Below are 18,183 nucleotides of genomic sequence, written 5' to 3'. Positions count from 1 at the left end.
TGCTCGGCGTCGCGAACCGGCGGGAAGTCTCTTCATGAGCAGCGACGACCGCGGTGACGACATCCCGCGTGTGGGACAGCAGCCGGGCCCCGACGGTCCGGATCAGGACGTCTTCTCCCCGCTCGGGATCCGGGAGTTCGCGTTCGCGGGCGCGTTCGGTGAGCTGGGCGCGGCGTTCCTCGGGGCGCTGCGGGCCACCGGTGCGGTGGGGGAGTCGGCCGAGGCGGAGTATCAGCGCGCGCTGGACTCCGTACGCGGGTATCCGGCCGAGGACGTGGACCGGTTGGCGCGGCGGGGCTGGGAGGAGCTGCCCGAGGAGGCGTATCTCGACCGGTGGGCGCTGGTGCAGGTGCTGACGGACCTTCGGCTGGCCGGTACCGCCGACGCCCTCGCGGCGGTCGTGGCGACGCCCGTCCCGCCGGAGCGGTATCCGGAGGGCGCGCACCGGTACTCCACGGTCGGCCAGGAGACCGTCATCAGGACCACCGCCGTGGAGGGGCTGGCGCGGCTCGCGGCGGACGGCTCGACGAGCGCCGTCGACACGCTCGTACGCCATGTCGACGACGACCGGCGCGGGGTCCGGGCGGCCTGTGTGCTCGCGCTGCGCGAACTCGCCGCCCCGGTCGACCTGCCCGGGCTGATCCGGTCCGAGGACGCCGATCTGCTGGAGGTCCGCCGCTACGACGTGCGGGACGTACCGCAGGTCACGCGCGTGGACCACATCCGTTACCCGGGGGCGGGTGCCGATGTGCGGCCGCCGCCTCCGTGATATCCCGTCAGGAGAGCGTCATGGCCACCTGTTCCGCCACCGTCCCGGATCTGAACGGCTCCGGTGACGCCTTCTACGGCCCGCTGTGGAACTCCAGCCAGCCCCATGTCGACTACTTCTGGACCACCTACGGGTTCGCCGGCAACAAGGCGTACTGGGACGACGGGTTCGGCTGGGAGGACCCGGGGAACATCGGCCTGCCCCTCGGCCGGACCTTCAACTCGCTGTGGCTGCTGACGTATTCGGCGGAGGACTGGGAGAACGACGCCTACGAGGCCACCGCGTTGAACTGGGGACGCCGCTACGTCCGGGAGAACATCCGTGATCTGCGCGCCCGGTGCGGCGACGGCACGGCGGTGGCCGCGGCGGACGGCACGCTCGTCGAGCTGTACCTCGACATGTGGTACGGCCAGGCGGTGCCGGAACGGGCGTCCACCTTCATGCACGAGGCCCGGCACGTCGGCGGCAAGGACCACAACGACAAGTTCCCGGCGGGGTCGGTCTTCGGCGCCGGGCAGCCCGGCGCGGACTCGGACTGGAACTACGAGGGCGCCTGGATGTACGAGACGCTCTATCTGTGGTGGTACTTCGCCGCCGGCACCCCCATCACCTCCGCGATGCGCGAACGCGCCCGCCAGATGGGCAACCTGTACCTGGACAACGTCTTCGCCTCCAGGCCGCCGTTCCGCATCTGAGCCCCCGGACCGTCGTGCGGGTCTGCCGGACGGTCGTACAGGTCTGTACCAAACCCTTGACACGTCCATTGCTCACTTCTTAAATCACATAGTGAACTAAGCCCTCCCCAGGGGCTGTTCCTCACCCCCCACCCACCTGGCGCGGTCTCGGATCGGGCTCCGCCGCGCCCGGCTCTGTCATGCACCTGCAATGTCGAGCCGTGCTGCTTCATGAAGGGAGAGTCATGGACTCCCCGCGCACCTCCCGGCGCCTGCTCCTGTCGCTCGCCTCGCTGCTCGCCTTCGCCTCGCTGTCCACCGGCCTCGCCCAGGGCGCCGCCCCGGACGCGTCCTCGTCGGCGAAGTCCCCCACCACGGTCACCGTCACCCAGGCACAGGAACAGGCCCAGGCCGCGGCCGCCGCCGTCACCTTCTCCGACGAGTTCGACGGACCCGCCGGCGCCGCCGTGGACGGCGGCAAGTGGCTGATCGAGACCGGCGACAACGTCAACAACCACGAGCGGCAGTACTACACGGCCGGAAACCGCAACGCCGCCCTCGACGGCCAGGGCCATCTGGTCATCACCGCCCGCCGCGAGAACCCGGGCAACTACCAGTGCTGGTACGGGCGGTGCGAGTACACCTCCGCCCGGCTGAACACCTCGGGACGGTTCACCACCACCTACGGCCGGGTCGAGGCCCGGATGAAGGTCCCGCGCGGACAGGGCATGTGGCCCGCGTTCTGGATGCTGGGCAACGACATCGGCCAGGTCGGCTGGCCCAACTCCGGTGAGATCGACGTCATGGAGAACGTGGGCTTCGAACCGTCCACCGTCCACGGCACCCTGCACGGCCCCGGCTACTCCGGCTCCGGCGGCATCGGCGCCGGCTACACCCTGTCCGGCGGCCAGGCGTTCGCCGACGCCTTCCACACCTTCGCCGTCGACTGGAGCCCGAACGCGATCACCTGGTCCGTGGACGGCACCGTCTACCAGCGCCGCACCCCCGCCGACCTCGGCGGCCGCCAGTGGGTCTTCGACAAGCCGTTCTTCCTCATCCTCAACCTCGCGGTCGGCGGCTACTGGCCCGGCGACCCCGACGGCAGCACATCCTTCCCGCAGCAGCTCCTGGTCGACTACGTCCGGGTCACCACCGACACCGGCCAGCCCGGCGGCGGCGGTCCGATCACCGGCCTCGCGGGCAAGTGCGTCGACGTGGCGGGCGCCAACAGCGCCAACGGCACCCCCGTCCAGCTCTACGACTGCAACGGCACCGCCGCCCAGCGCTGGACCGTCGGGGCCGACGGCACGATCCGCGCGCTCGGCAAGTGCCTGGACGTCGCCTCCGGCGGCACCGCGGACGGCACCCCCGTGCAGCTCTACGACTGCAACGGCACGGCCGCCCAGCAGTGGGCCGTGCCCGCCGCGCGGGACATCGTCAACCCACAGGCGAACAAGTGCCTCGACGTCGCGGGCAACAACTCCGCGAACGGCACCCGCCTCCAGATCTGGACCTGCACCGGCGCCGCCAACCAGAAGTGGACGGTGACCCGTTGATCCGCGGCCTCGCACGCCCCCGCGCCCTCCGCGGACTCCTCGGCACGGCGGCCGTCACCGCCCTCCTCACCGGCCTCACCGGCACCCCCGCGAGCGCTGCCGCGGCGCTGCCCACGAGCTGGTCGACGGTGGTCAACGCCGGCAGCGGCAAATGCCTGGACGCCCGGGCGGCGGCGACCGTGAACGGCACCGCCGTGCAGCAGTACACCTGCAACAACTCCACCGCCCAGCAGTGGAGTTTCACCGCCACCGGCGACGGATACGTACGCATCGGCAACCGCAACGACGCCCAGCAGGTCGTGGACGTGAGCAACGTGTCCACCGCCGACAACGCGGCCGTGCACCTGTGGACGTACGGTGGCGGCGACAACCAGCAGTGGCAGCCCGTCGACGAGGGAGGAGGCGCCTACCGGTTCGTCAACCGGCACAGCGGCAAATGCCTCGACGTGCCCTCCGCCTCCACCGCCGACAGCGTCCAGCTCGTGCAGTACACCTGCAACGGCACGGCCGCCCAACGATTCCAGGTGACCCCCGTGACCACCGCGCCCGGTGACGTCGACCTCGGCCCCAACGTGGTCGTCTTCGACCCGTCGATGCCGTCCGCGACCATCCAGAGCCGGCTGAACCAGATCTTCCAGCAGCAGGAGACCAACCAGTTCGGCTCCCAGCGCTACGCCGTCCTGTTCAAGCCCGGCACCTACAGCAACGACGTCAACGTCGGCTTCTACACCCAGGTCCTCGGCCTCGGACAGTCACCCGACTCGGTCACCATCAACGGGGCCGTCCATGTGGAGGCCGACTGGTTCCCGCCGCAGAACGCCACCCAGAACTTCTGGCGCGGCGCCGAGAACCTGTCGGTCAACCCGACCGGCGGTACCGACCGCTGGGCCGTCTCCCAGGCGTCCGGCTACCGGCGCATGCACGTCCGCGGCAACCTGGAGCTGAGCGACGGCGGCTGGTCCAGCGGCGGCTTCATGGCCGACAGCAAGATCGACGGCCAGGTGCGCTCCGGCACCCAGCAGCAGTGGCTCACCCGCAACTCCCAGCTCGGCAGTTGGACCGGCTCCAACTGGAACATGGTCTTCGTCGGCAGCCAGGGCGTACCGGGCAACACCTTCCCCAACCCGCCCTACACCACCGTCAACCAGACCCCGACGGTCCGCGAGAAGCCCTTCCTGTACGTCGACAACACGGGCGCCTACCGGGTGTTCGTGCCCGCGCTGCGCACCAACTCCACCGCCACCACCTGGGCGAACGGAACCGCCCCCGGCAGCTCGCTCGGCATCGACCAGTTCTTCGTCGTCAAACCCGGCGCCACCGCCGCACAGATCAACGCGGCCCTCGCCGAAGGCAAGAACCTGCTGGTCACCCCGGGTGTGTACCACCTCAACCAGACCCTGCGGGTGACCCGCCCCGACACCGTCGTCCTCGGTCTCGGCCTGGCCACCTTCGTCCCCGACAACGGCATCACCGCCATGACCGTCGCCGACGTCGACGGAGTGAAGATCGCCGGTGTCCTCTTCGACGCCGGGACCACCAACTCCCCGACCCTGGTGGAGATCGGCCCGGCCGGCTCCGCCGCCGGCCACGCCGCGAACCCCACCTCCCTGCACGACGTCTACTTCCGGGTCGGCGGGGCGGCCGTCGGCAAGGCCACCACCAGCCTCGTCGTCAACAGCGACCACGTCATCGGCGACCACATGTGGATCTGGCGCGGCGACCACGGCAGCGGCATCGGCTGGAACAGCAACACCGCCGACACCGGCCTCGTCGTCAACGGCGACCAGGTCACCATGTACGGCCTGTTCGTCGAGCACTACCAGAAACACCAGACGATCTGGAACGGCAACGGCGGGCGGACGTACTTCTACCAGAACGAGATGCCCTACGACCCGCCCGACCAGGCCGCCTGGATGAACGGCTCCACCCAGGGCTACGCCGCCTACAAGGTCGCGAACTCCGTCACCAGCCACCAGGCGTACGGGCTCGGCAGCTACTGCTACTTCAACGTCAACCCGTCGGTCACCGCCGAGCACGCCTTCGAGGTGCCCAACAACCCGAACGTCCGCTTCCAGAACATGGTGACCGTCTCCCTCGGCGGCACCGGCACCATCCGCCATGTCGTCAACGACCGCGGCGGCCCCTCCAACTCCGCAACCAACGTCGCCAACCTGGTGAACTACCCCTGAAAATCAGGGAGTTCCACCCGTGAGGACCACGAGCTGCCGTGTCGCCCGCGTCATGGCGACGTAGTGGTCGACCGCTCCCTCGACACCCGGACCGAAGTCCCGCGGGTTCACGAGGACGACGAGATCGAACTCAAGTCCCTTGCAGAGTTCGGGAGTCAGGGAACGGACCCGGTCCCTCGGCCGGAACGCGGGGGCACCGATCACACAGACGGTGCCCTCCGCGTGCTCGGCCAGCCAGCCGTCGAGCACCGCGTCGAGGTCCGCGGCGGACCCGTGCACGACGGGCACCCCGCCGCTGCGCACCGACACCGGCACATTGGCGTCCGGCAGCACGGCCCGGATCACCGGCTCGGCCTCCGCCATGATCTCCTCCGGCGTACGGTAGTTGACGCTCAGCGACGCCAGCTCGATCCGGTCCAGGCCGACCCGCGCCAGCCGCTCCCGCCACGACTCGGTGAACCCGTGCCGGGCCTGCGCCCGGTCCCCGACGATCGTGAAGCTCCGCGACGGGCAGCGCAGCAGCAGCATCTGCCACTCCGCGTCGGTCAGTTCCTGCGCCTCGTCCACGACCACATGCGCGAACGGCCCGGCGAGCAGGTCCGGTTCCGGCACCGTCAGCGCGCCCTCGTCGACCAGACTGTTCCGGAGATCCTCGCCGTGCAGCATCGTCACCGCGCCCTCACCGTCGTCGTCGACTTCCAGCAGGCTGTCGATCACCCGGGACATACGGGCGCGTTCCGCGGCCAGCGCGGCGGCGTCGCGGCGCTTGCGCAGCGCCTCCTCGGGGTCGCCGAGCCGCTGCCGGGCCGCGTCCAGGAACGGCAGGTCGGACACCGTCCAGGCATGGGCGTCCGCGCGCTGGAGCCGGCGCACCTCGTCCGCGTCGAGCCAGGGCGCGCACAGCCGCAGATACGCGGGCACCGACCAGAGGTCCCCGACCAGGTCGGCCGCCTCCAGCAGCGGCCAGGCGCGGTTGAACGCGGCCCGCAGCTCCCGGTTGCCCAGCAGGGACCTGCGCAGCAGCTCCGGCGCGGCGTCGCCGTCGTGCTTGTCGACCAGGAGGGTGAGCAGCTCCTGCCAGACCTGCTCCCGGGCCTCGTTGTGCGGGGTGCCGGGTTCGGCCGCCTCGAAGGCCGTGGCCCAGTCCTCGGGGCTCAGCCAGATGTCCGACCAGTGGGTGGCTACCGTCATGCCCTTGGCGGGCGGCTCCTCGTAGAACCGGACTCCCGTCTCGACCGCCCGCACCAGCCGCGCCGACGCCTTCAGACGGGCCACCTCCGGATCGCTCTCGACCGCCGCCCCGGCGCCCTCGGCGACCAGGTCCCGCAGGATGCAGGTCTGTACCCCCTCCTCGCCCAGACTCGGCAGGACATCGGCGACGTACGCCAGATACGGCCGGTGCGGGCCCACGAACAGCACCCCGCCCCTCCGGTGCCCGAGACGGGGGTCGGAGTACAGCAGATAGGCGGAGCGGTGCAGGGCGACGACCGTCTTGCCGGTGCCCGGGCCGCCGTCGACCACCAGCGCGCCGCGCGACCCCGCGCGGATGACGGCGTCCTGGTCGGCCTGGATCGTGCCCAGCACGTCCCGCATCCGCGGCGACCGGTCGGCGCCCAGGCTCGCGATGAACGCGGACTGGTCGTCCAGTGCGGCATGCCCGGCGAACCCGTCCGAGGTGAACACCTCGTCCCAGTAGTCGCCGATCCGGCCCCGTGTCCAGCGGTACCGGCGGCGGCTCGTGAGCCCCATCGGGTCGGCGTGGGTGGCGCCGAAGAACGGCGCGGCCGCGGGGGAGCGCCAGTCGAGCAGCAGCCGGCGGCCCGTGCTGTCGGTGAGGCCCAGCCGGCCGACGTAGACGGGCTCGGCGCCGTCCGCGCCGACCATGCGGCCGAGACACAGGTCGAGGCCGAAGCGGCGCAGGGCGCGCAGCCGGGTGGTGAGCCGGTGGATCTCGGTGTCCCGGTCCATCGCCTGCCGGCCGACCCCGCCGGGCGCGCGCCGTTCGGCGTCGAGACGCTCGGACACCTCGGCGATCGACTGCTCCATGCACCGCGCGATCGCCGCGAAGTGCCGCTCGTCGTCGGCGATCAGCGCCGGGTCGGCCTTCGCGGAGAGCCGGTCGGGAAGGGCGAAGGCACTGTCGGCCAGGGGGTTCATCTGAGGGGCTCCGAACGTGGGGTCACCGGAGGTGAACGCGGACGGCCCCTCCCCGTCGATCGTAACGGCAGCCCCGCACCCGCCTCACCCACATGATCCACGCCCGGGGGATCACGTCTCGCGTCGGTCCTTCACCCGGCGCAGCTTGCCCAGGGAGCGCTCCAGGGTGTCCGGTTCGACGATCGTCACCTCGACGCTGACGCCCACACCGTCCTTGACGCCCTTGGCGATGGCACGCGCGGCCGCGTCACGGGCCTCGGCGGGCGAGTCCGGGCGGGACTCGACATGGACCGTCATATGGTCCATCCGCTCGCGCCGGGTCAGCTCGATCTGGAAGTGCGGGGCCACCCCGGGCGTGCGCAGCACGATCTCCTCGATCTGGCTGGGGAAGACGTTCACCCCGCGCAGGATGATCATGTCGTCGCAGCGGCCGGTGATCTTCTCGATCCGGCGGAACGCCGGCCGCGCGGTGCCGGGCAGCAGCCGGGTCAGATCCCGGGTGCGGTACCGGATGATCGGCAGCGCCTCCTTGGTGAGGGAGGTGAACACCAGCTCGCCCTCCTCGCCCTCGGGCAGGACGTCGTCCGTGAAGGGGTCGACGACCTCCGGCAGGAAGTGGTCCTCCCACACATGCAGGCCGTCCTTGGTCTCCACGCACTCCTGGGCCACGCCGGGGCCGATCACCTCCGACAGGCCGTAGATGTCGACGGCGTGGATGTCCATGCGCTCCTCGATCTCCCGGCGCATCGCCTCCGTCCACGGCTCCGCGCCGAAGATGCCCACCTTGAGGGAGGTGGAGCGCGGGTCGACGCCCTGGCGCTCGAACTCGTCCAGCAGGGTGAGCATGTAGGACGGGGTGACCATGATGATCTCGGGCCGGAAGTCCTGGATGATCTGCACCTGGCGCGCGGTCATGCCGCCCGAGGCGGGGATCACCGTGCACCCGGCGCGTTCGGCGCCGTAGTGCGCGCCGAGGCCGCCGGTGAACAGGCCGTAGCCGTAGGAGATGTGCACCTTGTGACCGGGCCGGCCGCCGGCGGCGCGGATCGAGCGGGCGACCACGTCCGCCCACATCGACAGGTCGTTCTCGGTGTAGCCGACCACGGTCGGGCGGCCCGTGGTGCCGCTGGAGGCGTGCACCCGGCGGACCCGGTCCATCGGGACCGCGAACATCCCGAAGGGGTAGGTGTCGCGCAGATCGGCCTTGGTGGTGAAGGGGAACCGGGCCAGGTCCTCCAGCGCGCGGCAGTCCTCGGGAGTGACACCGGCCGCGTCGAACTTCTTGCGGTACAGCTCGACGTTGTCGTAGGCGTGCCGCAGGGTCGTGCGCAGCCGGCGGAGCTGGAGGTCGCGCAGTTCCGCGCGCGACAGGCGCTCGGCGTCGTCGGCCAGCCCCTCGGGCAGGGGCTCGCCCCGGCGGGCGGGGGTCGGCGCGGGGCTCTCCGGCTCGCTGGTCATGGCTGCGGCTCCTTCGGGGTCGTACTCCTGAGGCTGCGACAGCGGCCGCGGAACTCCGCGATCACGGTGTCGCCGCGCAGGACGCGCTCCTTGTGTACCGACCGAACATTCGGTTAGCGTGCGGCAGGGTCAACTTACCCAGCGACGAACCGCGCCTGTCAAGAGGTGGACGCGTGGCGCGGGCGGCGCCCGCCCGGTCACCGCAGAGGAGCCCGCACATGCCCGACGAGGTCTATCTGATCGACGGCGCCCGCACCCCGCAGGGCCGCTACGGCGGCGCCCTGGCCTCCGTACGCCCCGACGACCTGGCCGCCCTCGTGGTCGGCGAGGCCGTGCGCCGCGCCGGGATCCCGGCGGAGGCCGTGGACGAGGTGATCCTCGGCGCCGCCAACCAGGCCGGTGAGGACAACCGGGACGTGGCGCGGATGGCCGTACTGCTGGCCGGGCTCCCGCACACCGTGCCCGGCTACACCGTCAACCGGCTCTGCGCCTCGGGCCTGACCGCCGTCGCCTCCGCCGCGCAGACGATCCGTGCCGGTGAGGCGGACCTGGTCGTGGCCGGGGGAGTGGAGTCCATGACCCGCGCGCCCTGGGTGATGGCCAAGCCCGGCACCCCGTGGGCCAAGCCGGGCGAGGTGCACGACACCTCCCTGGGCTGGCGCTTCACCAACCCGCGCTTCGCCGCCGCCGACCGGGCCGTGCCCGCCGGCGCCGGACCCGAGGCGGTGCGGACGACCCTGTCGATGGGCGAGACCGCCGAGGAGGTCGCCGCGCTCGACGGCATCACCCGCGCCGACTCCGACGGCTTCGCCCTGCGCAGCCACCGACGGGCCCTCGCGGCCCAGGAGGCCGGGCACTTCGACCGCGAGATCGTGCCGGTCCCGGTGAAGGACGGCGAGGTCACCCGTGACGAGGGGCCGCGCGCCTCGACGACCCTGGAGAAGCTCGGCACGCTGCGTACGGTCTTCCGCGCGGACGGCGTCGTGACGGCGGGCTCCGCCTCACCGCTGTCCGACGGCGCGGCCGCCCTCGTGGTGGCGAGCGCGGCGGCCGTCGAGCGCCACGGGCTCACCCCGCGCGCGCGGATCGTCACCTCCGCCTCGGCCGGAGTCCGGCCCGACGTGATGGGCCTCGGTCCGGTGCCCGCCACCGAGAAGGCCCTGGCCCGCGCCGGCTGGGGCGTCGGCGACCTCGACGCGGTCGAGCTGAACGAGGCGTTCGCGGTGCAGGCCCTCGCCGTGATCCGCCGCCTCAAGCTGGACGAGGACAAGGTCAACGCCGACGGCGGCGCCATCGCCCTCGGCCACCCGCTCGGCTGCTCCGGCGCCCGCATCCTGCTCACCCTGCTGGGCCGGCTGGAGCGCGAGGACGCCCGCCGGGGTCTCGCCACCCTGTGCGTGGGCGTCGGCCAGGGCGTCGCGATGCTGGTGGAGCGGGTGTGAGCACGGAAGGGACGTCGGACATGACCACGGACACGAGCACGGCCCCCGCGGTCGTCGGGGTGATCGGCGGCGGCCGGATGGGCGCCGGGATCGCGCAGTCCTTCGCGGCCGCCGGTTCCACGGTCACCGTCGTGGAGAGCGGCGCCGAGGCGGCCGCCGCCGCCCTGGACCGGATCGCCGCCGGTCTGGAGCGGGCCGCCGCGCGCGACCGGCTGACCGAGCCCGCCGACCGGGTCCTCGCCCGCGTCCGCACCGCCCGGTCCGTCGAGGAGCTGCCCCCGGACGCCGACCTGGTCGTGGAGGCCGTCCCCGAGGACGCCGCCCTCAAGGCCACGGTCCTGGCCGCCGCCGAGCGCGCCGTGAGCGCGACGACCGTCCTGGCCAGCAACACCAGCTCCCTCTCCGTCACCGAGCTGGCCGCCGCGCTCACCCGGCCGGGACGCTTCCTGGGCATGCACTTCTTCAACCCGGTGCCCGCCTCCGAGCTGATCGAGATCGTCCTCGCGCCGGACACCGACGACCGCACCCGGAGGGCCGCCCTCGACTGGACGCGGAGCCTCGGCAAGCAGGACGTCGTGGTCAAGGACTCGCCCGGCTTCGCCAGCAGCCGCCTCGGTCTCGCCCTCGGTCTGGAGGCGATCCGCATGGTCGAGGAGGGCGTCGCGGAACCCGAGGCCATCGACGACGCGATGCGGCTCGGCTACAAGCACCCGATGGGCCCGCTGCGCCTGACCGACCTGGTCGGCCTCGACGTCCGGCTCGCCATCGCCGAACACCTCCACGCCACCCTCGGCGACCGCTTCGCACCGCCCCGGCTGCTGCGCGAGAAGGTCGCCCGCGGCGAACTGGGCCGCAAGACGGGCCGCGGCTTCTACACCTGGAGCTGAAGGACGTACACCAGGAGCTGAAGGACGGCCGGACCTGATGCTCACCCCTTGTGTGAACCGGGGGGCCGCGTCGTATGATGAACCGAACGAATGGTCGGTAGGGGACGTAGGGGAGATGGCATGAACGACGGACCGCCCGTCCTCGCGGCGCCCGAGGAGTACGAGGAGTACTTCGAGGCCACCATCGCGCGCGACCAGCGCATCGAGCCGCGCGACTGGATGCCCGACGGCTATCGCAGGACGCTGATCCGGCAGATCGCCCAGCACGCGCACTCGGAGATCATCGGCATGCAGCCGGAGGGCGAGTGGATCACGCGCGCGCCCTCGCTGCGCCGCAAGGCGATCCTGTTCGCGAAGGTCCAGGACGAGGCCGGTCACGGCCTCTACCTGTACTCCGCCGCCGAGACCCTCGGCGCCGACCGCGCCGACCTCACCGAGCGGCTGATCGAGGGCCGCCAGAAGTACTCGTCGATCTTCAACTACCCGACGCCGACCTTCGCCGACGTCGGCGTGATCGGCTGGTTCGTGGACGGCGCGGCCATCTGCAACCAGGTCCCCCTGTGCCGCAGCTCCTACGGCCCCTACGCGCGGGCCATGGTGCGCATCTGCAAGGAGGAGTCCTTCCACCAGCGGCAGGGCTACGAACTGCTGCGCACCATGATGTCCGGCACCGACGCCCAGCGTCAGATGGTGCAGGAGTCGGTGGACCGCTGGTGGTGGCCGTCCCTGATGATGTTCGGACCGCCCGACGAGAACTCCCCCAACTCCGCCGCCTCCATGGCCTGGAAGATCAAGCGGCACAGCAACGACGAACTGCGCCAGCGCTTCGTCGACATGACCGTGCCGCAGGCGGAGAAGCTCGGCGTCACCCTCCCCGACCCCGACCTGCGGTGGAACGAGGAACGCGGCCGGCACGACTTCGGCACCCCCGACTGGGACGAGCTGATGCGGGTCATCAAGGGCGACGGACCGTGCAACGCGCAGCGCGTCGAGCGCCGCCGCACCGCCCACGAGGGGGGCGCCTGGGTCCGGGAGGCGGCCGCGGCCCACGCGGCGAAGCAGACGGCACGCGCACAGCAGGGAGCGGCGGTATGAGCGGCACGCAGGACAACACCCCGGGGACCAGAGCGAACTGGCCGCTGTACGAGGTGTTCGTGCGCGGCAAGCGCGGCCTCAACCACGTCCACGTCGGCTCCCTGCACGCCGCCGACGACCGGATGGCCCTCACCCACGCCCGGGACCTGTACACCCGGCGCAACGAGGGGGTGAGCATCTGGGTCGTCCGCTCGGAGCACATCGCGGCCTCCACCCGCGACGAGAAGGACCCCTTCTTCGCCCCCAGCGCCGACAAGGTGTACCGCCACCCCACGTTCTACGACATCCCCGACGACGTCCCGCACATCTAGGACACATCCAGGAGCAGGGCATGAGCAGGAGCAGGGCATGAGTGAGGACCACGTCTATCTGTCCCTCGCCGAGGGGCACGACGACGGCGACGCCCGCTGGGCCTTCGGCACCGGCTTCGAGGACCCGCTGCACGGCGTGGACACCGACGTCCCGGCCGGCGTGGACCGGGCGGAACTCGCCGCGCTCTGCCTCGCCCTCGGCGACGACGCGCTGGTCTCGGCGCAGCGGCTGGCCGAGTGGACCACCCGCGCCCCCGAGCTGGAGGAGGAGGTCGCCCTCGCCAACATCGGCCTCGACCTGCTCGGCCAGGCCCGTCTGCTGTACGCGCGCACCGGCCACGCCGACGGCACCGGCCGCGACGAGGACGCCTACGCCTACCACCGTGACGCGCCCGCCTTCCGCAACGTCCGGCTGGCCGAACTGCCCAACGGCGACTTCGCGTTCAGCGTCGTACGGCTGCTGGTGCTCTCCAGTTGGCGGCTCGCGCACCTCCAGCGGCTCACGGGCACCGCGGACCCGGTGCTCGCCGCGATCGCCGTCAAGGGCGTGAAGGAGCTGACGTACCACCGGCAGTGGGCCGCCGAATGGGCGGTGCGGCTGGGCGACGGCACCGAGGAGTCGCACCGCCGGATGCGGGCCGCCCTGCGGGACGTCGCCCCGTACCTGCCCGAGCTGTTCGCGGCCCACGACGTGCGCGGCGAGGTCCTCGCCGTCCTGGACCAGGTGGGGGAGGCGACCGGTCTCGCCCTGCCCGCCGTGCAGCCGCTCGCCGGATCCGGCCGCGACGGCGACCACACCGAGCACCTCGCCCCGCTGCTGGCCGAACTCCAGTCCGTGGCCCGCGCCCACCCGGGGGCGACATGGTGACCACCCTGCCGGACGTCCGGCGCGCCCGGGACGTCGCCGAGCACGTCCCGGACCCCGAACTGCCCATGCTCACCCTCGCCGACCTGGGCGTCCTGCGGTCGGTCGAGGTCGGCGCGGACGGCACCGTCGTCGCGAGCCTGACCCCCACCTACTCCGGCTGCCCGGCGATGGCCGAGATGCGCGCCGCGGTCGCCGCCCGGCTGACCGCCGCAGGCTACCCGCGCGTGGAGGTCCGTACGGTCCTCGACCCGCCGTGGACCACCGACTGGATCACCCCCGCGGGCCGCCGCAAGCTCGCCGAGCACGGCATCGCCCCGCCCGGACCCGCGCCGCGTCACGCGCCAGGGCCGGTACCGCTGGTGCTGTCGCCGGTGCGCCGCGCGGTGGCCTGCCCGCGCTGCGGCTCGCCGGACACCGAGGAGACCTCCCGGTTCGGCGCCACCTCCTGCAAGGCGCTGTGGCGCTGCCTCGCCTGCCGCGAGCCGTTCGAGTACGTCAAGGAGATCTGATGGCAGAGCTGCTGAGCCCCGCCCCCGCCCCGGCCCGGGCGGTCCGCCGTCGGCCCGCCTTCCACCCGCTGCGGGTGGCCGGCGTCCAGCGGCTGTGCGACGACGCGGTGGCCGTGGCCTTCGACGTGCCGGACGAGCTGGCCGGCGAGTTCGCCTTCGCCCCCGGCCAGTCCCTCACCCTGCGCCGTGAGGTGGACGGCCGCGACGAACGCCGCTCGTACTCCATCTGCGCACCGGCCGGCGCCCGCCCCCGCATCGGCGTGCGCGAGGTGCCCGGCGGGCTGTTCTCCTCCTGGCTGGTCCACGAGGTCGGCCCCGGTGACGTCATCGAGGTCATGGCGCCCACCGGCGCCTTCACCCCCGACCTCACCACGCCCGGACACCATGTCCTGGTCGCGGCCGGTTCCGGCATCACCCCGATGCTGTCCATCGCCGAGTCCGTCCTCGCCGCCGACGACCGCTCCCGCGTCACCCTCTTCTACGGCAACCGCCGCACCGACTCGGTGATGTTCGCCGACGACCTCGCCGACCTCAAGGACCTGCACCCCACCCGCTTCCAGCTCGCCCACGTCCTGTCCCGCGAGCCCCGCGAGGCCGAGGTGCTCAGCGGACGGCTCGACGGCGACCGGCTCGCCGCCCTCGTCGAGGGCCTGGTAGACGTCACCGAGGCCGACCACTGGTGGCTGTGCGGCCCGCACGGCATGGTCCGCGACGCACAGCGCGTCCTGACCGGTCTCGGGGTGCCCGCGGACCGTGTCCACCGCGAGCTGTTCTTCGCCGACGACGAACCGGTGCGCGAGGTCCGCCACGAGGACGCCGTCACCGAGGGCCCGGTCAGCCAGGTCACCCTCACCCTCGACGGCCGCTCCACCACCGGCCCGCTGTCCCGCGCCGCGACCATTCTCGACGGCGCCCAGAAGACCCGCCCCGACCTGCCGTTCGCCTGCAAGGGCGGCGTCTGCGGCACGTGCCGGGCCCTGGTCGTCGACGGCGAGGCCGACATGCGCCGCAACTACGCCCTCGAACCCGCCGAGGTCGACGCCGGCTACGTCCTGACCTGCCAGACCTTCCCGGTCTCCGAGACCCTCACCGTCGACTTCGACAGCTAGGACTCCGCACCTCGCCGTCGACTTCGACAACCAGGGCCCCGCACCTCGCCGGCCCGTCGCTCCCTCCGCACACCGGGGGCGACGGGCCGGACGCGTGCCCGCGTCTCAGGCCGCCTCGGGTGCCCCGGAGCGGGCGCCGTTCTCCCGGCGGAGCAGGCTCGACAGGGCGAGCGCGCCGGGGCCGTAGAACACCAGGAGCAGGAAGCCCCAACAGAACAGGACGGGGGCGAGGCCGCCGTTCTGGAGGGGGAACAGGCCGTCCTTCTGGTGCTCGGTGAAGTAGGCGAACGCCATGATCCCCGAGCAGAGGAAGGCCGCGCCGCGCGTCCCGAGGCCCAGGAGGACCAGGGCGCCGCACACCAGCTCGATGACCCCGGCGTACCAGAACGGCCAGTCGCCCACCGGACTGGCCGTGCGGTCCAGCACCCCGAAGACCGTGGCGGCGCCCTCGCTGGTGAAGAGCAGGCCAAGGACGATGCGGAACAGACCCAGCACGAGGGGCTGGCGCGTCGTCAGCCCGTCGCTGAGGCGCGAAGTGGTCATCGGTACTCCTCGAACGTGTGGTGTCGGATCGGGCGGAACCGCGGCCGGCGGGCGCCGGGCACGGAGTCTCCCGGTACTCCGTACGGCTGTGGGACCCGAGCGGTTCAAGCCGACGGGGGCCACTCTTCCGCGCCGTGCTGGGTGGCCCCCGGGGAGCGTGCGGGGCACGATGGAGCGAGCCGGTCAAAAGGCATGAAATGTCATGGAAAACTCCACGAAGGGTCCGGTCCCATGAGCGACGGCGTGTCCGAGGCGAAGTCGAAGCTGCTGCGCACCCGCGCCGCGTCCGCCGTCGTCGGCGTGGTCATGACCGTCGTGGGCGCGACCGCGCTGGTCGCGTGCGGCGACGACGGCGGTGACGGCGACGCCTCGGTCACCCCCTCGGCCCCCGACACCGCCTCCTTCAGCGGCCCGGTGCCCTCCGCCCTCTCCTCGCTGGGCGCGTCCGTCAAGGAGTCCGCCCGCGCGGCCGCCTCCAGCGCCGCCGCCTCCGCCTCGGCACGGGCCTCGGAGTTCGAGGCGTCCGTCTCCGCGGAGGTGGCGCGCGCCAACCGGGCCGCCGAACAGGAACTCAAGGACGTCGACGGCAAGGGCAACGCCACCGCCGACGTCTCCCTCACCGGAAAGCCGCGCTCCGAGACGAGCGGTCTGCTCGCGGTCGTCGTGAACATCACCAACCGCACGGACGAGACGGCCTCCTACGCCGTGCAGGTCGACTTCCGCGACGCCGACGGCAAGGTCGTCGAGACGCGGTTCGTCGGCGCGGAGGACCTCGCGCCCGGCGCCCGGGCCACCCCGCTCGCCATCAGCCGCAAGCCCCCGGAGCCCCCGCTGACGGCCGAGGTCGCCAAGGCCCAGCGCTACTGACCGCGGCGGCCGTCACGGCTCCCTCGACGTGTTTCGCATGACGCCCCGGATTGCGTGAAGCGCAACTGATTCCTCCGGTCGGGCGTGGCCTGTGGACTCCTTGACAAGGGTTCAGGGGCAACTCCAGACTGACGTTGCGCTTATCGCAATCCGTTTCGTTATACGCACCGAGGTGTCATGATGATTCCCGCGTGCCGTCTTGCGGATCTCCCGCGGGGCGAGGCTCTCCGGCTCGACATCGATCCGCCGGTCTCGGTGTTCCATACCGACGACGGCGAACTGTTCGCCATCGACGACACCTGCACCCATCAGGACGCCTCGCTCGCCGACGGCTGGCTGGAGGGCTGCGAGGTCGAATGCCCGCTGCACGCCTCGAAGTTCGACCTGCGCACCGGTGCCGTGGACGCCCCGCCGGCCAAGCACCCGGTCCGCACGCACGAGGTCGTCGTCGCGGACGGTGTGATCCATGTACGGCTCTCCGCGGAAGCGCCCCGTCTGCCGCCCTGCGTCGCGAGCCGGCTCGCCGGGGGCCCCGCGTGAGGACGGTCGCCGTCGTCGGGGCCTCCCTGGCGGGCCTGTCGGCGGCACGCGCGCTGCGCGGGCAGGGCTACGACGGACGGCTCGTCGTCATCGGCGAGGAGGCCCATCGCCCCTACGACCGGCCGCCGTTGTCGAAGGAGTTCCTGTCCGGCACCGTCGGGGAAGCCGAACTCGCTTTGGAGACGGACGGCGAGGACCTGCGCGCGGAGTGGCTGCTCGGCGTCCGCGCCACGCGCCTCGGCACGACGTCCCTTCCCGGTGCCACGGTTCACCTCTCCGACGGCCGGAGCGTCCGCGCCGACGGCGTCGTGATCGCCACCGGCGCCACCGCGCGCACCCTGCCCGGCAGTTCGGGCCTCGCCGGGGTGCACACCCTGCGCACCCTGGACGACGCCCGCGCCCTGCGCGACGAACTGGCCCTCGGCGGACGGCTGGTGGTGATCGGCGCCGGATTCATCGGCGCCGAGGTCGCCGCCACCGCGTCCGGCCTCGGCCTGGACGTCACGGTGATCGAGGCCGCCCCGACCCCGCTCGCCGGACCGCTCGGGGAGACCATGGGCGCCCTCGTCTCCGCCCTCCACACCGACCACGGCGTACGGCTGTGGTGCGGGGTGGGCGTCAAGGGGCTCGGCGGTGAGGCCCGGGTCGACGCCGTCCTGCTGGAGGACGGCCGCAGTGTCCCGGCGGACCTCGTCGTCGTCGGCGTGGGGGCCCGGCCGTGCGTCGCATGGCTGGAGGGCTCCGGCCTCCGTCTGGACGACGGCGTGGTCTGCGGCCCGGACGGCAGGACCGACCTGGCCGGGGTGGTCGCGGTCGGCGACTGCGCCGCCTGGTGGGACCCGCGCACCGGCGCCCACCGCCGGGTCGAGCACTGGACCGGCGCCCGGGAACGGCCGGCCGCCGCCGTCGCCGCCCTGCTGACGGGCGGCACGGTCCCACCCGGCGTGCCCAGGGCGCCGTACTTCTGGTCGGACCAGTACGGCGTACGCGTCCAGTTCGCCGGGCACGCGGCCGGCGCCGACAGCGTGACGGTCGAGGCCGGCACCCCCGAGGGGCGTGACGTGCTGGCCGTCTACCGCGGCGCCGGACGGCCGGTGGCCGTCCTGGGGATGAACCAGCCCCGGCTGTTCACCCGTTGGCGCAGGCAACTCGCCTGACCACGCGCGCAATCCACTCGCTCCCCCTCCCGACGACGTTCCCCGAGGAGCG

17 protein-coding genes are annotated in these 18,183 nt (G+C 72.5%); 14 read left to right on the top strand and 3 right to left on the bottom strand.

The window, feature by feature from the left end:
* Positions 1 to 34: 34 nt before the first annotated feature.
* The 4 genes from G6W55_RS01485 to G6W55_RS01470 all read left to right on the top strand — a co-directional run bounded on the left by G6W55_RS01485 (position 35) and on the right by G6W55_RS01470 (position 5,188).
* The gene (locus tag G6W55_RS01485) at positions 35 to 769 is read left to right on the top strand and encodes a HEAT repeat domain-containing protein (protein WP_175518894.1); all 735 of its coding nucleotides are present in this window, start codon (positions 35 to 37) and stop codon (positions 767 to 769) included.
* A 20-nt stretch (positions 770 to 789) separates the two neighbouring features.
* Entirely contained in the window at positions 790 to 1,464 is a 675-nt protein-coding gene (locus G6W55_RS01480; protein WP_175518892.1) for a hypothetical protein, read from the top strand.
* 224 nt (positions 1,465 to 1,688) lie between these two features.
* A complete protein-coding gene (locus G6W55_RS01475) occupies positions 1,689 to 2,999 on the top strand; it encodes a glycoside hydrolase family 16 protein (RefSeq protein ID WP_175518890.1) in 1,311 nt (436 codons plus the stop codon).
* A complete protein-coding gene (locus G6W55_RS01470) occupies positions 2,996 to 5,188 on the top strand; it encodes an RICIN domain-containing protein (RefSeq protein WP_175518888.1) in 2,193 nt (730 codons plus the stop codon). Before G6W55_RS01475 ends, G6W55_RS01470 begins: the two co-directional genes overlap by 4 nt.
* Positions 5,189 to 5,191: 3 nt before the next feature.
* Here the strand turns inward: G6W55_RS01470 and helR are convergent, their stop codons facing one another.
* Both helR and paaK read right to left on the bottom strand, forming a co-directional pair.
* Complete coding sequence (gene helR / locus G6W55_RS01465) at positions 5,192 to 7,345, bottom strand: RNA polymerase recycling motor ATPase HelR (protein WP_175518886.1); 2,154 nt, start codon at positions 7,343 to 7,345, stop codon at positions 5,192 to 5,194.
* A 111-nt stretch (positions 7,346 to 7,456) separates the two neighbouring features.
* On the bottom strand, positions 7,457 to 8,803 hold the full coding sequence (paaK, locus tag G6W55_RS01460) for a phenylacetate--CoA ligase PaaK (protein ID WP_175518884.1): 1,347 nt from the start codon (positions 8,801 to 8,803) through the stop codon (positions 7,457 to 7,459).
* A 218-nt stretch (positions 8,804 to 9,021) separates the two neighbouring features.
* On the opposite strand from paaK, the gene G6W55_RS01455 reads away from it, so the two are divergent.
* The 7 genes from G6W55_RS01455 to paaE all read left to right on the top strand — a co-directional run bounded on the left by G6W55_RS01455 (position 9,022) and on the right by paaE (position 15,024).
* Positions 9,022 to 10,245 carry a thiolase family protein gene (locus G6W55_RS01455; protein ID WP_175518882.1) on the top strand — a complete coding sequence of 408 codons (1,224 nt, stop codon included), beginning with the start codon at positions 9,022 to 9,024 and terminating at the stop codon, positions 10,243 to 10,245.
* A gap of 20 nt (positions 10,246 to 10,265) precedes the next feature.
* Positions 10,266 to 11,132 (top strand): 3-hydroxyacyl-CoA dehydrogenase family protein, encoded by an 867-nt coding sequence (locus G6W55_RS01450; RefSeq protein WP_175518880.1) that lies wholly within the window; start codon positions 10,266 to 10,268, stop codon positions 11,130 to 11,132.
* A 120-nt stretch (positions 11,133 to 11,252) separates the two neighbouring features.
* Positions 11,253 to 12,227: a 1,2-phenylacetyl-CoA epoxidase subunit PaaA gene (gene paaA / locus G6W55_RS01445; RefSeq protein WP_175518879.1), complete on the top strand. Its 975-nt coding sequence runs from the start codon at positions 11,253 to 11,255 to the stop codon at positions 12,225 to 12,227.
* Positions 12,224 to 12,538, top strand: a complete 315-nt coding sequence (paaB, locus tag G6W55_RS01440) for a 1,2-phenylacetyl-CoA epoxidase subunit PaaB (protein WP_175518877.1) — start codon at positions 12,224 to 12,226, stop codon at positions 12,536 to 12,538. Before paaA ends, paaB begins: the two co-directional genes overlap by 4 nt.
* A 37-nt stretch (positions 12,539 to 12,575) precedes the next feature.
* Complete coding sequence (paaC, locus tag G6W55_RS01435; protein WP_175518875.1) at positions 12,576 to 13,406, top strand: 1,2-phenylacetyl-CoA epoxidase subunit PaaC; 831 nt, start codon at positions 12,576 to 12,578, stop codon at positions 13,404 to 13,406.
* Positions 13,400 to 13,915 carry a 1,2-phenylacetyl-CoA epoxidase subunit PaaD gene (gene paaD / locus G6W55_RS01430; protein WP_175518873.1) on the top strand — a complete coding sequence of 172 codons (516 nt, stop codon included), beginning with the start codon at positions 13,400 to 13,402 and terminating at the stop codon, positions 13,913 to 13,915. The genes paaC and paaD overlap by 7 nt, the downstream gene beginning before the upstream one ends.
* On the top strand, positions 13,915 to 15,024 hold the full coding sequence (gene paaE, locus G6W55_RS01425; protein ID WP_175518871.1) for a 1,2-phenylacetyl-CoA epoxidase subunit PaaE: 1,110 nt from the start codon (positions 13,915 to 13,917) through the stop codon (positions 15,022 to 15,024). Before paaD ends, paaE begins: the two co-directional genes overlap by 1 nt.
* A 105-nt stretch (positions 15,025 to 15,129) precedes the next feature.
* Here paaE and G6W55_RS01420 read toward each other — a convergent pair whose 3' ends face one another.
* Positions 15,130 to 15,567, bottom strand: coding sequence for a DoxX family protein (locus G6W55_RS01420; RefSeq protein WP_175518869.1), 438 nt, complete (start codon positions 15,565 to 15,567; stop codon positions 15,130 to 15,132).
* Between the two features lie 231 nt (positions 15,568 to 15,798).
* On the opposite strand from G6W55_RS01420, the gene G6W55_RS01415 reads away from it, so the two are divergent.
* From G6W55_RS01415 to G6W55_RS01405, 3 genes are all read left to right on the top strand, one after another.
* On the top strand, positions 15,799 to 16,434 hold the full coding sequence (locus G6W55_RS01415) for a hypothetical protein (RefSeq protein ID WP_175518867.1): 636 nt from the start codon (positions 15,799 to 15,801) through the stop codon (positions 16,432 to 16,434).
* A gap of 177 nt (positions 16,435 to 16,611) precedes the next feature.
* On the top strand, positions 16,612 to 16,974 hold the full coding sequence (locus G6W55_RS01410) for a bifunctional 3-phenylpropionate/cinnamic acid dioxygenase ferredoxin subunit (protein ID WP_085206474.1): 363 nt from the start codon (positions 16,612 to 16,614) through the stop codon (positions 16,972 to 16,974).
* A complete protein-coding gene (locus G6W55_RS01405; protein WP_175518865.1) occupies positions 16,971 to 18,131 on the top strand; it encodes an FAD-dependent oxidoreductase in 1,161 nt (386 codons plus the stop codon). Before G6W55_RS01410 ends, G6W55_RS01405 begins: the two co-directional genes overlap by 4 nt.
* Positions 18,132 to 18,183: the final 52 nt, after the last annotated feature.

Source organism: Streptomyces sp. CAI-85 (assembly GCF_013363615.1).
Classification (GTDB): Bacteria; Actinomycetota; Actinomycetes; order Streptomycetales; family Streptomycetaceae; genus Streptomyces; species Streptomyces antibioticus_B.
Note: the sequence above shows the minus strand (reverse complement) of the source record. Positions and strands in the feature narration are given on the sequence as shown.

Coding starts and splice junctions, on each gene's coding strand:
- G6W55_RS01485 (WP_175518894.1), top strand. CDS start 35: ATGAGCAGCGACGACCGCGGTGACGACATCCCGCGTGTGGGACAGCAG.
- G6W55_RS01480 (WP_175518892.1), top strand. CDS start 790: ATGGCCACCTGTTCCGCCACCGTCCCGGATCTGAACGGCTCCGGTGAC.
- G6W55_RS01475 (WP_175518890.1), top strand. CDS start 1,689: ATGGACTCCCCGCGCACCTCCCGGCGCCTGCTCCTGTCGCTCGCCTCG.
- helR (WP_175518886.1), bottom strand. CDS start 7,345: ATGAACCCCCTGGCCGACAGTGCCTTCGCCCTTCCCGACCGGCTCTCC.
- paaK (WP_175518884.1), bottom strand. CDS start 8,803: ATGACCAGCGAGCCGGAGAGCCCCGCGCCGACCCCCGCCCGCCGGGGC.
- G6W55_RS01455 (WP_175518882.1), top strand. CDS start 9,022: ATGCCCGACGAGGTCTATCTGATCGACGGCGCCCGCACCCCGCAGGGC.
- G6W55_RS01450 (WP_175518880.1), top strand. CDS start 10,266: ATGACCACGGACACGAGCACGGCCCCCGCGGTCGTCGGGGTGATCGGC.
- paaA (WP_175518879.1), top strand. CDS start 11,253: ATGAACGACGGACCGCCCGTCCTCGCGGCGCCCGAGGAGTACGAGGAG.
- paaB (WP_175518877.1), top strand. CDS start 12,224: ATGAGCGGCACGCAGGACAACACCCCGGGGACCAGAGCGAACTGGCCG.
- paaC (WP_175518875.1), top strand. CDS start 12,576: ATGAGTGAGGACCACGTCTATCTGTCCCTCGCCGAGGGGCACGACGAC.
- paaD (WP_175518873.1), top strand. CDS start 13,400: ATGGTGACCACCCTGCCGGACGTCCGGCGCGCCCGGGACGTCGCCGAG.
- paaE (WP_175518871.1), top strand. CDS start 13,915: ATGGCAGAGCTGCTGAGCCCCGCCCCCGCCCCGGCCCGGGCGGTCCGC.
- G6W55_RS01420 (WP_175518869.1), bottom strand. CDS start 15,567: ATGACCACTTCGCGCCTCAGCGACGGGCTGACGACGCGCCAGCCCCTC.
- G6W55_RS01415 (WP_175518867.1), top strand. CDS start 15,799: ATGAGCGACGGCGTGTCCGAGGCGAAGTCGAAGCTGCTGCGCACCCGC.
- G6W55_RS01410 (WP_085206474.1), top strand. CDS start 16,612: ATGATGATTCCCGCGTGCCGTCTTGCGGATCTCCCGCGGGGCGAGGCT.